A 12,803-nucleotide genomic window follows, 5' to 3' on the forward strand; every position below is an offset into this window, starting at 1 on the left:
CTGCCGCTAGCACCCCACCGAGGGCTGCCGGGGCCATGGACGTCCTACCGGGGCCAATACAAAGGGGGCGAGACGAGTGACCAGCACACGCAAAGAGGCCGTGCCGCCCATCGTGCCCGGGTTGCCGGTCTGGCGGATCACATATGCGGAAATCGCCACCCTCGCCAAGGTGCGTCGGCCCGTTCCCACCACATGGAGCCGCAGACACCCGGACTTTCCCGCTCCCGTCTCCCACGAGGACGGGCGACCCCTGTTCGACGCACGCGCGGTCGTCGACTGGTTGACGACGACGGGGCGCGGCAACGCGGATCCCCGCCACCTGCGGGGCGAACTGGCCCTGTACACCCTGGCCGCCTGGCGGACGCCGGCCCTTTCCGCCTCCGTCCTGGTGGGGGCGCTGACCGCGCTGATCTGCTTGCGCCGGCAACTCGACGTCCCCCTCTCGGGCCAGAGCTGGGACGCGGTCCTTACCCAGGCCGACGACCTCGATCCCGAGGACATGTTTCTGTCGGCCGAGCTGAGTGCCGTACCGGAGCCGGATCGCATCGGCCCCGAGCTGACCGCGTTGGCCGACGAGCTGACCGAGGCCGCTTACACCCCCGCCGAGGCTTTCGACTGGGTCCTGGAGGCCCGCCGCCGCCTCGGATCCCACGACCTGGCCGCGGACGAGCCCACCCCGGCGGTGGTACGCGCCCTCGCAGCCCTGTCCGGCGTCGACACCCTCGACGAAGCCTCTGTCGTCGCCACCCCGCACTCACGCTCCGGCGACCTGCTCGCCGCACTGCACGCCCGGGCCGCCGAGGACTCCGGCCACACCTACCTTGCCGCCGACCCCGACCCGGCGCGGGCCCGCCTGGTCCGCCGCCGGATGCTCGTCCGAGGAGTGAACGAGTTCGACCTCGGCGTCACCGAGGGGGAGGATCTGCCCGTCGACGACTGGGGATACCCTCATCTGCTGATCTGTCTCCTCCCCTACGAATCGGCGGAGAACCGCAGCCCGCAGTCCGTGCTGGAGCAGGTGCAGGCGCTCACCGACTACCTCGACGAAGGTTCGACAGCCGTCGTCCTCGGCCCTGCTGACGTGCTCGTCCGCCCGTTCCCCGGGCACAGCGAGGCCGATCGTCTGCGCCGATCCTTCCTCCGGAACGGTTTACTCAAGGCCGCGGTCAGCCTCCCCGACGGCGCGTTCCCCTACCGTCCGGGCTACCGCACCGCCCTCTGGGTACTGGCCCGCACCCCGGCAGAACACCGTACGGGCCTGGTCCTTCTCGCCGACTACTCCGCGCAGCCGCTCACCGACGTGGTCCTCGACGTGCTCGCCGAGGACATCACCATCTGGCGCGCCTCCCGCTGGCGAGGCGACCGTCACCACGAACCCCGCCGCGCGGTGATCGTCCCCGCGAAAGACCTCGACGACCGGCCGGGCGCCGCCTTCACCACCCAGCACCGCCCGCCCATGGCCCGCTACACCCGTGGCGTCATCGAGCGTCCGGTTCGCATCAGCGCCCTGGAGCAGCGCCTGACCGAGCTGCACGAGCAGGTCCGGCAGCGCGTTGACCTGCGCACGGCACTGAGCACACAGGCCGTGCTGCGGCCCGACGATCAGCCGGTGCGACGCACCACTGTCCGCCGGCTCCTCGACGACCGGCGCCTGCGCCGACGCCCCGGGCACCGTTTCGCCGACGAACACCTCACGGCAGACGGCCACTACACCGTGCTCACCCCCGATGAGGTTCTCGGCATCGCACGCCCGGGCGGACGCCGCATCGACCGCGGAGTCCTCCTCACCGGCTACGAACACGCCCTGTTCACCGAGCCGGGCGACATCGTCGTCACCACGAGCCCCCGCTTCGGCACTTACGTCGACGAAGCGGGCCTATCCCTGGTGGCTGCCCCGGCCCGTATCCTCCGCGTCCACCCCGACGCCGACCCGCCGGTGCTGCCACGGGTACTCGCAGCACTGCTGCGGTCGGCCGCCGCCGAGTACGCGCGTACCAGTGGCGCGGTGCGGGCCTCGCGAGGTATCGAAGACCTCCTCATCCCTGACCTGAGCAGGCGCGAGGCCCAGCGCTTCGACTCCGTGCTCGCGGAGATCGAGAGCCGCGCGCACCTCCTGCGGGAGCAGTCCGCCGCTCTCGACGACCTGGTCCGCCTCACCGCCGCCGGCCTCGCCGACGGCACGCTCACCCTCCAGAACCTCCCCGGAACCGACGACTGAAGGAGACGGTCCGCCCCATGGCTACCGCTGCGAAGAAACCCACCGACCAGGCGGAGTTGTTCAGCGCCTCCACTGCCAAGGAGATCCAGGCGATCCTGTGGAAGGCCGCCGACAAGCTGCGCGGCTCCATCGATGCCGCGCAGTACAAGGAGTTCGTCCTCGGACTGATCTTCCTGAAGTACATTTCCGACGCCTTCGACGAGCGCCGCTCCCAGCTGGCCACGGAACTTGCAGATGACGGCATCACCGAGGATCGGATGGACGACTTCCTGGAGGATCGGGACGAGTACACCGGCGCCCACGTCTTCTGGGTGCCAGAGACCGCCCGTTGGACGTGGATCGCCACCCACGCCAAGAGCCAGGGCGTCGGCAAGCTCCTCGACGACGCGATGGACGCGGTCATGCGCGAGAACGCCTCGCTCACGGGCGTCCTGCCAAAGATCTTCAACCGCGACAACGTCGACCAGAAGCGTCTGGGCGAACTCGTCGACCTCATCAGCGACGCCCGCTTCGGCGGCACCGGCGACAAGCCCGCACAGGACGTGCTGGGCGAGGTGTACGAGTACTTCCTCGGCAACTTCGCGCGCGCCGAGGGCAAGCGGGGCGGCGAGTTCTACACGCCGCAGTCTGTCGTCCGGCTGATCGTGGAAATCCTGGAGCCGTACGAGGGACGGGTCTACGACCCAGCATGCGGCTCGGGCGGCATGTTCGTCCAGGCGGCCAAGTTCATCGAGGCGCATCAGGGACGCGGCCACAAAGCGGACATTGCCGTCTACGGCCAGGAACTCAACGAGCGCACCTGGCGCCTGGGCAAGATGAACCTCGCCATCCACGGCATCGATGGCAACCTCGCGCCTCGCTGGGGCGACACGTTCGCCGACGACAAGCACCCCGACCTCAAAGCCGACTTCGTGATGGCCAACCCCCCGTTCAACATCAAGGACTGGGCGAGGGACGAGAGCGACCCGAGGTGGCGGTACGGGGTACCGCCGAAGAGCAACGCCAACTACGCCTGGCTCCAGCACATGATCTCCAAGCTGGGCGAGCGGGGCACGGCTGGCGTCGTCCTGGCCAACGGCTCCGTAAGCTCCCGGCAGAGCGGCGAGGGTGAGATCCGCCAGGCGCTGGTGGAGGCCGACCTGGTGGCGTGCATGGTCGCCATGCCCGCCCAGCTGTTCCGCACGACACAGATCCCTGCGTGTCTGTGGTTCCTGGCCAAGGACAAGTCCCCGCAGGGCGCGAAGAGACTGGACGATCGGCGCGGCGAGATCCTGTTCATCGATGCCCGGAACATGGGCGAGATGGCCGACCGTACTGAGCGTGTGCTGACGGAGGCCAACCTCGCGAAGATCGCCGGTGCGTACCACGCGTGGCGGGGAACGACGTCGGCTCGTGAGGCAGGGCTGACGTACGAGGACGAGCCTGGCTTCTGCTTCTCGGCTGACCTTGCGACTGTTCGGGAACACGGGTACGAACTGACGCCGGGGCGGTATGTGGGGGCTGCCGCGGCGGAGGAAGAGGGGGCGGAGGCGGTGGCGGGTCGGATCGTCGCGCTTACGGAGGAGTTGTACGGGCTTTTCAACAGGTCGGTGGACTTGGAGACGGTGGTTCGGGAGCAGCTGGGGAGGATCGATGTCTGAGTGGATCGAGACTACCGTCGGCGACGTCGCCACCGTTTTCGACGGACCGCATGCCACTCCCAAGAAAATTGAAGAGGGCCCCTGGTTTCTTAGCATTTCCAGCCTGAACAAGGGGCGCCTCAACCTGGCCGAATCAGCGCACGTTTCTGAAGAGGATTTCAGGCAGTGGACCCGCAGAGTGACTCCGCGAGAAGGTGACGTCCTTTTCTCTTACGAGACGCGTCTTGGCGAGGCCGCCGCCATGCCTCCTAAAGTTCAGGCGTGCCTTGGGCGACGTATGGGACTTCTCCGGCCGAAGCCGGGCCGCGTGGATCCGAGGTTTCTACTTTATGCGTACCTGGGGCCTGAGTTTCAGGAGACCATTGCCGCCCGCACAATTCATGGCGCCACGGTGGACAGAATCCCATTGGCCACTATGCCGACATGGCCCATCCACCTTCCCAAACTTGCCGATCAGCGTGCGATTGTGTCGGTACTGGGGGCCCTGGATGACAAGATCGAAGTAAATGAGCGCATCACTGGTACGGCCGAGGCCCTGGCGCTAGCGTTGGCAGCCGAAGGAAAGTGGGAGGGGCGAACTCGCCTTACTGACCTATGCACGCTACGCAAGGATCAAGTATCTCCGCAGGAGATCACCGATGATTTTGTCGACCACTACAGCCTTCCCGCGTTCGATGCCGGTAAACTGCCGGAAAGGGCCGCTCCTCAGTCAATCAAGAGCGGCAAGTTTCTCATTAGCGAACCGGCTGTACTGCTCTCGAAACTGAATCCTGACATCCCCCGCGTCTGGAATGTCACGCCAGAATCAAATGTTCTGTCGCTCGCATCAACTGAGTTCCTAGTCCTGACACCTCGCGGGCAATTGAGCACCCATGAGCTGTGGGCAGTTACTGCACAGCATGCCTTTCTGGATGACCTAGCATCCAAGGTCACTGGAACCTCGAAGAGTCACCAGCGTGTGCGGCCCGCCGAGGTGCTGGAATCGAAGGTAATTGACCCTCGCCAGTTCGGTGAAACTGGATCTGGGATTCGGAGTCTGGCCAACCGGGCGGCACTGGCGCGGCAAGAGTCCCAAGCCCTCGCCGCCCTCCGCGACACCCTCCTCCCCCAGCTCATGTCCGGCCGCCTTCGCGTCAAAGATGCCGAAAAGATTGTCGAGGACCACGCATGACGCACGACAACGGAAGCGGAAGCGGAAGCCAGAACCATCGCCCCATGGAAGCCGACTGGGAACTGCTCGCCCTCAACGAGCTCGCCGAGTTGGCCTGGCTGCCCGCCTCCGGCAACAAGTTCGCGCCCGGCTCCGGGCACCGCGAGTCGTGGGACGACCTGATCCTCTATCCCGACCTCCGGGAGGCGATCGAGCGGCTCAACCCCGAGCTGCCCCAGGATGCCGTACGGGACGCCGTCGCTGCTGCGGCGACTCCGGAGTCGCAGGACACGTACGAGGAAAACCGCACCGCCCACGGCTACCTGACGACCGGCATCCGCTCCGTCGTCTACACCGACGACTTCGGTGCCGAGCACAACCCGACCGTCCGCCTCGTCGATCTGGCGGACCCGGACGGGAACACGTACCGCGCGCTGAACCAGGTCACCGTCGTCGACGGCGAGAAGCGGCGCCGCTTCGACATCGTCCTGTACGTCAACGGGCTCCCACTCGCTGTACTGGAGTTGAAGCGCGCCGGCGACGAGAGCGCCACGCTCCAGGACGCGCACTCCCAAGTCGCCCGTTACGTGAAGGAGTTCCCGACCGCATTCCGTTACAACGCAGTCGTGCTGCTCTCCGACGGCATCACGGCGAAGTACGGCACGCCCTTCACCCCGTACGAGCACTTCGCGCCGTGGAACACGGACGAGTCCGGGGCCCGCATAGACCCGTTCGCCGCGGATGGCCAAGGGGTGGTCGACTCGGGCCAGAATCTCGCGCTGCACGGGCTATTCACCCAGCCCCGGTTCCTCTCCTTGTGCCAGTCCTTCATCAACTTCGTGCCATCCAAACGAATGAAGCGCATCGCGAAGCCGCACCAGTACTTCGCGGTGACCCGGGCCGCAGAGAAGGTGCGGGATGCGGCAGTCGGTGACGGGAAGGCCGGCGTCGTCTGGCACACGCAGGGCTCGGGCAAGTCCGAGGAGATGGTACTCACCACGGCGATGGTCATGGCCGACCCGGCCCTGCTGAACCCGACCGTTGTCGTCATCACCGACCGCAACGACCTCGACGACCAGCTGTACTCCACCTTCCTGGAGAGCGAGATCCTCCCGGGTACGCCTCTCCAGGTCGCGACCCGGGCGAAGCTGCGGGAGGAGCTCGCGGCTAAGCGGACCGGCGGCATCCTCTTCACCACCCTGCAGAAGTTCGGCAGGACGAAGGAGGAGAAGGAGTCGGGGTTCGACCACCCGCTGCTCTCCGACCGGCGCAACATCGTGGTCGTCGTCGACGAGGCCCACCGCAGCCACTACGACAACCTCGACGGCTACGCCCGACACCTCCGCGACGCCCTCCCGCACGCCACGCTCCTCGCCTTCACCGGAACGCCTATCTCCGAGGCCGACCGCAACACCCGGCAGGTCTTCGGCGGTTACATCGACATCTACGACCTCAAGAGGGCGGCCGATGATGGCGCGACGGTCAAAGTCTTCCACGAGGGTCGCGTGATCAAGCTCGTCCTCGACAAGGACGTCGACCCGACGCAGATCGACGAGGAGGCCGACCGCATCACCGACGGTCTCGACGACACCGAACGCCGTCGGGTCGAGACGGCCGTCGCCACGATGAACGCCATGTATGGCTTGCCAGCCCGTGTCAGGGATCTCGCTGAGGACCTGGTGGTGCACTGGGAGGAGCGGCGGGGACGGATGGGACCGTTCGTTGGCGTCTCTGAGAAGGGCGGGGCCGCCGGCAAGGCGATGGTCGTCTGCGCGACCCGTGAGATCTGCGTCCGGGTCTACGATGCCCTGCGCGAGTTGCGGCCGGAGTGGCACAGCAACGAGCCCTCCAAGGGTGCGATGAAAATCGTATTCTCCTCGAACTCCCGCAAGGACGACGACCACCTGCTCGTCCACGCGCTGCCTGACAGCCAGCGCAAGGCGGTCATCAACCGGGCCAAAGACCCTGACGACGAGCTGGAGCTGCTCATCGTCAACAACATGCTGCTGACCGGCTTCGACGCCCCGCCGGTCCACACCATGTACCTGGACCGTCCGCTCAAGGGCGCCAACCTGATGCAGGCCCTCGCCCGCGTCAACCGCCGCTTCCGCGGCAAGGAGGACGGCCTGCTCGTCGGCTACGCGCCGCTGACGGAGAACCTGCAGAAGGCGATCGCCGAGTACACGGACGCCGACCAGGAGGACCGCACCCTCGGCCAGGACCTCGACCGCGCGCTGGACGAGCTGCGCAACGAGTACGACATCCTCAGCGACATCCTGCGCGGCTTCAACTGGCGGGCACGCCTCGAACAGCCGACCACAAAGGCGTTCATCAACGCCGCTGGCGGAGCCGCCGAGTACCTTCGGAACCCGCGTACCCCGGGCAACGACCCGGAGAGGCTCGACGACCCCCACCAGACCGTTGGCCGGCGCTTTCGCGAGCACTCTCACCGTTTGGAGCGCTTCTACGCGCTGTCCGCTAGCGCCACGAACATCGGCGAGCGGTTTCCGGACCACCCGACCTGGCGGCGGGACATCCAGTTCTTCGTCGAGGTCCGCGCCTACATGGCCAAGCTCGACGCGCTGGAACGCGAGGCCCGCGGCATGCCCGTCGCCCGTGATGTCGAGCTGTACCTCGCCCAGCTGACCTCGTCCGTGGTCGAGACCGGCGGAATATCGGACCTGTTCGCCGAGGCCGGCCTGGAGATGGCCGACCTGACGCATCTCAACGACGCGCTCGTCGCCAAGCTCCAGGGCAGCGACACCCCGCACCTGGCGGCGGAGGCACTGCGACGGCTTATCGAGCAGAAGATGCGTGAGGTCACGCGTCACAACATCGTCCGCCGCACGGCCTTCTCCGAGCGTCTGCAGGACCTCATGATCCGGTACACGCGGCAGCAGTATACGAGTGCCGAACTCATCGCCAAGCTCGTCGAGATGGCCAAAGAGGTAGTACAAGACGCTAGTCGTGGCGAGAAGTTCGACCCGCCGCTGAACTGGCGTGAGCTCGCCTTTTACGACGCCGTGGCAGACCACGGCACGGCGCAGGAACTCATGGGCGACGAGGTCCTGGCGAGTATTGCCCGCGATCTCGTCGCGGAGGTCCAGAAGAAGCTCAAGCCGGACTGGATCGCCCGTGAATCGGTCCGCGCGGGTCTCCGCAGCGCTATCAAGCGTCTGCTGGTCCGAAACGACTATCCCCCGGACCGGCGCCGGGAGGCCGTCGACCTGGTGCTGAAGCAGATGGAGCACTTCGCCAACGAGTGGTCCACCACCGGCGTCCCTGACAACTGACGCCGACCGTGGCGCCTCGCGGTCCTAGTGCCGCCTCGGCAGGAGCACCTCCTGGCGAGGCGGCTGATCGGCACCTCCATTTCTGGACGCAGGGTCCCGGGGGGGGCAGGCCAGCGAGAAACCACTGCGCCATCGAGTGGAACCCGGACAGCCCGGCCGTTCTCGCGTGAGCGGACGGGGTGGCACGGGTTGGACTGGGCGTCACCTTGGGAATGGCTTACGTGGTTCTGACCAGCCCTGCGGACAAGTCGTCGCCGTCTGACCCGAGGCGGCAGAAGCGACATTCACGCGAGACGGGCTCCCACTCGGTCTCCGTTGAGGAAGACGTGGTCCCAGGTAGAGGCTTGTCTGCTATTTCTTGGCTAGAGGCGCGGGCGTATGGTCCGCAGCAGCGCTGGGGAGCGCCGCCGGGAGGGGAAGAGCGTGAGCACGTCACCACGGTCAGCTGTTATAGCCACGGAACAAAAGGCAGTCGACCGCGCCTACGCGTGCTACGAAGCATGCCTTGCCGAGATGACGGACGGGTCTTCCGCCCAGGCATCGGCCAGCGGGAAGGACAGCATCGCCAACCGGGCGGGGGCGGAATCCAACGCCTTGAAGTACCGGCTGGACGGGGAAGCGCTCGTTGTCTTGCGGATCGACACACAAGAGTCGGATGAGAACCAGCCCGAGACCTGGTATGTGGGTCGACGCAGTGTCTTCGACGTGGCAACCCGGGATCAGGTCGTCGTGCGCTGGACGAACCCGCAGGCCGTAGCCTGGCGGCAGGCCCATCCCTCGGCGCCTGGGGAGGTGCTGCTCCGTCGACAGCTGAATTGCGACGGGCACACAGTCAAGAACTACCGGGACGAGATCTCCCGGGTCCGGCGAACTCCTGGCAAGGCAGCAGGGAAGACCGCCGCTCGCCCCATCCCCTCTCCAGGTGAGCTGTTCCGGCCTGCCGAAGAGCAGGAGGGAGCGGTTGACGAGTTCCTGCTCCTCGAACTCGATCGCGCTCGAACCGACCGGATGCGGGACATCGTCGAGACCATCCAGCCCGACCAAATGGATCTGGTCGCGGACTCCCCCGAGGGTGTCCTGGTGATCCAAGGTGGACCCGGCACCGGAAAGTCTGCTGTAGGTCTCCATCGGGTGACGTGGCTGATCGACAACAAGCACTTCCGCGCTGAGGAGATCCTTGTCGTCGGCCCGCACAGCCGGTTCCTGGAATACGTGGGCAAGGTACTGCCGACCCTGGGCACCCGTGATGTGACCGCCGTTGAACTGGCGCGCCTCTGGGAAGGACCGATCCGTGGGACAGATACGCCCCAGACACGCCTAGTCAAGTCCGATGACCGGATGGCAGTCGTACTGCGACGGCGTGTGGAAGGGAACTACCGTCCGGATGCCGTGGATGCTTTGGCCTCTGTTCCGAGCATCAAGGACGAGGAACCGGAAGTCACCGTCACGCTTGGTAGCGCCCCCCTTCGGCTGCCGCGCTCGAACGTGATGACCCTCCTCGACCAGGCCCGCAACAGTCCCGGCGGCTATCGAGTACGCCGTGACCGCTTCCGTGACCTGGTGGTTGACCAGCTGCTCGCGGTGCTTGTAGCCGACTTCCCACAGCGCAGCCGGGAACGCACGGTCCGCCGCGATCTCGAGCGGCATCGGGTAGTCACCACACTCGTCGAAAGAACCTGGCCCCAACTCAGCCCGGAAGAAGCACTGCGCAGCCTGCTCAACTCACCGGAGAAGCTGCGCGAGAGCGCCTCCCAGGTGCTGACCGAGGACGAGCAGTCCCTTCTCCTGCGCCCCACCGCCGAGAGCGCGGCCGAGGAGCCGTGGACCATCGACGACCTCGTGTGCCTGGAGGAACTCCGCCTCCTCATCGCCGACGAGTCTCCCAGGCGGTATCCGCACATTGTGATCGACGAAGCCCAGGACCTGACACCGATGCAGGCAAGGTCACTGCGTCGACGCTGTCCCAATGGCTCGATGACCGTGCTGGGTGATCTTGCCCAGGCGACCGGGCCGCACCAGTACGCCAACTGGGAGCGGACGGGGAAGCTGCTGGCTAGCAAGAACGGGTGGCACTTGAAGGAGCTGCGTATTAGCTACCGAGTGCCGGCACAGATCATGGAGTTCGTCGCACCCCTGGCCCGGGCGATTGCTCCTTCCGTCCCCTTCCCCGGATCAGTCAAGTACGCAGATGGCGACGCGGTCCGACTGATACAGACCACGCCATGGCAGCTGCTCGACGAAGCTGTGGCCCAGATGGCGGGCCTCGCCGGCTCGGACGGACGGTCCCAGCGTTCTATCGCTTTGATCGTCCCTGACGACTCAGACTGGCTGGAGCAGGTCCAGCAACGCATCGCGCAGGCGGAGGGCATCCCACGTGATGTGCGTCGAGCCATCTCGGTGATAGCTGCAGCCCAGGCCAAGGGCATGGAGTTCGACCACGTCCTCGTACTGGACCCGACGACCATCGCCGATCGTGGCCCTGCGGGTTTGCGGCAGCTCTACGTAGCCCTGACTCGCAGCACTCAGTCCTTGTCCATCCTGCACACATCACCCCTGCCGGCTGCGCTTCTTCCGGAGGCCGACAGCCCGGACAGCGCAGATGCAGCACCAGCCATGGCACCCGGTGAGCAGATGTGCACGCGATTCCACAGCGGCGGCGATCGGTGCAGACACACGACGTCACATGCAGACGGATGGTGCAGAAAGGAACCCTGCGGCGGGTACCGGACGCAGGATCCGTTGCCGACCAACGGCTACCGTAGATACCCGGCGGTCTCGGGCGACGCGGATCGCGACGCCCGCCTGGAGCTGACGGCAACCCAGATCCGACGCTTGCGTGTCACAACATCTGTGATCAAGTCGTTCGTCGCGTCTCATGGAGGAACCAACCAGGAAGCCGAATGCGAGATCCGCGCAGACATCGAGGAGTTCCTGCAGCGAGCCCAGCACGCCCATCAGACAGATGGCTACTGGCTGCTCGACCTCGACGGATACCGGTTCGTCCTCAGCTCTGACGCCTCGGCCGTCACCGCCTACCAAACCGTGCACGCAGAACGCAGCTACGCGCAATTCAAGGCCGGCATCCCCTCCAGGTACGCAGGTCAGCAACGCAGGCAACGGGAATTGGCCGAGGAGTCCGGAAGACTGACCGACACGGACGCGATCAGAGCTCTCGACGTGGCCAACATCCACGTCAGCGGGCAGAACGTGACGTTCTTCGCCGAGTGCGTTCCAGAAGTCCAAGGGTTCCCTCAGGACGATGTGCGGGCCGCGCTCCTGACGTCGCTCCGGGCCGACCTGGACAGTGGCGCCATCGTGACTGGCCCAAAGCGGATTCTGATCATCGGCACCTCGTTGACCTGGGCGCTTTCCTTGGACGGCCGTGCGCTCAAGTTCATGCGACGACACACCATGCTGGACGCCGAGATCCGAGCCGTCCCCAAACCCCAAGGCGCTCTCGATGCGGACCTGCCGACTATCGGCGACGAGCTACGAGTCCGGGTCGGAGAGCACGGCGACGGGCGTCACTGGCGAGTCATGTCCGTCTCCGGATACGGGAATCACCGGTTTCTGCTCTCCCTGCGCGCTGGTGAACCGGAGCCGAAGGCCGGCGAGAGAATCGACGTCTGGGTCTTCGGTGAGGAATCCGGCGTGTGGCTGGTCTCAGCCGGCTCTTTCGGCCGTGCCCCCATTACGCCTCAGATGGCGCTGCGTTACCAGGCCGCACTTAACGTTCTGCCCGACCTCGTGGTCGGCACAATCGCCGCGAACGCACCCGCCCATCTGTCGGACCTGAAGGGCATGGCGAATCGCTGTCTACGCAGGGACCAAGCTGACTGGCTCCAGGTATGGACGGCGCTGGGCAGGCCCGAGGCGGATCAGTTGTATGCGTTGAGCAGCCTGGCGCGGCGAGCCCATGACGCTGTCACCGCAGCTGATCAGCCAGCGCTCGAACAACTGACATCGGCAGTACGGGACAGCGGCTGGGCGGACGCGTTGGCCGGGGCCAACCAGGCGCTTCTGCCGCCCCCTCCTGCTGTTCCGGAGGCCGCTGCGAAGGGATCAGGCGGCTCACTCCACGACGAGCTGGCCAGTGCGGCGGAAGAGGACCGTGCCTGCGACACCCACGAAGCTGTGCGCTATGAGCTCAAGGCCACTCTCCTCAGAGCTGGCCGTAGATCGCATGAGTCGGCACTCATCGACCTTACGTACACAGGCGACGACGGCCCCGTGCTCTACGAGGTACTCAGCGCCGGATGCACGACACACCCCGACGTGCGTGCCGGGGCTGCCAGGCTCCTGGAGATCAACCACACCTCGCGGCTGCACGCCAAGCATCTGTTTCTCGTCCTGTGCGCCCCGCCTGCCCAGGCGTGGGCTTCGGATGCGGTCCGCCAAGTGCTCGGCGTCTCTCTCATCTGGCGCACATCCGATGGGTGGGACGGGAACGAGGTCAGCCAAGCTCTGGGGGACCGCGGTACTGTCCCTCCCCCGCCGTAGCG

Annotated in this window: 5 protein-coding genes; all 5 read left to right on the forward strand. The window is 66.2% G+C overall.

What is annotated here, in order from left to right; all coding sequences use genetic code 11:
- Nucleotides 1–76 precede the first annotated feature (76 nt).
- The 5 genes from ACIQMX_RS35340 (at nucleotide 77) to ACIQMX_RS35360 (ending at nucleotide 12,801) form a co-directional block, all read left to right on the forward strand.
- Nucleotides 77–2,218 (forward strand): hypothetical protein, encoded by a 2,142-nt coding sequence (locus tag ACIQMX_RS35340; RefSeq protein WP_402484265.1) that lies wholly within the window; start codon nucleotides 77–79, stop codon nucleotides 2,216–2,218.
- A 17-nt stretch (nucleotides 2,219–2,235) separates the two neighbouring features.
- Nucleotides 2,236–3,858 carry a type I restriction-modification system subunit M gene (locus ACIQMX_RS35345; protein ID WP_402484267.1) on the forward strand — a complete coding sequence of 541 codons (1,623 nt, stop codon included), beginning with the start codon at nucleotides 2,236–2,238 and terminating at the stop codon, nucleotides 3,856–3,858.
- Nucleotides 3,851–5,029, forward strand: a complete 1,179-nt coding sequence (locus tag ACIQMX_RS35350) for a restriction endonuclease subunit S (protein WP_402484269.1) — start codon at nucleotides 3,851–3,853, stop codon at nucleotides 5,027–5,029. The genes ACIQMX_RS35345 and ACIQMX_RS35350 overlap by 8 nt, the downstream gene beginning before the upstream one ends.
- A gap of 44 nt (nucleotides 5,030–5,073) precedes the next feature.
- Entirely contained in the window at nucleotides 5,074–8,301 is a 3,228-nt protein-coding gene (locus tag ACIQMX_RS35355; RefSeq protein WP_402484271.1) for a type I restriction endonuclease subunit R, read from the forward strand.
- Nucleotides 8,302–8,724: 423 nt separating this feature from the next.
- Nucleotides 8,725–12,801 carry a UvrD-helicase domain-containing protein gene (locus ACIQMX_RS35360; protein WP_402484273.1) on the forward strand — a complete coding sequence of 1,359 codons (4,077 nt, stop codon included), beginning with the start codon at nucleotides 8,725–8,727 and terminating at the stop codon, nucleotides 12,799–12,801.
- Nucleotides 12,802–12,803: the final 2 nt, after the last annotated feature.

Source organism: Streptomyces sp. NPDC091416 (genome assembly GCF_044756845.1).
Taxonomy (GTDB): domain Bacteria; phylum Actinomycetota; class Actinomycetes; order Streptomycetales; family Streptomycetaceae; genus Streptomyces.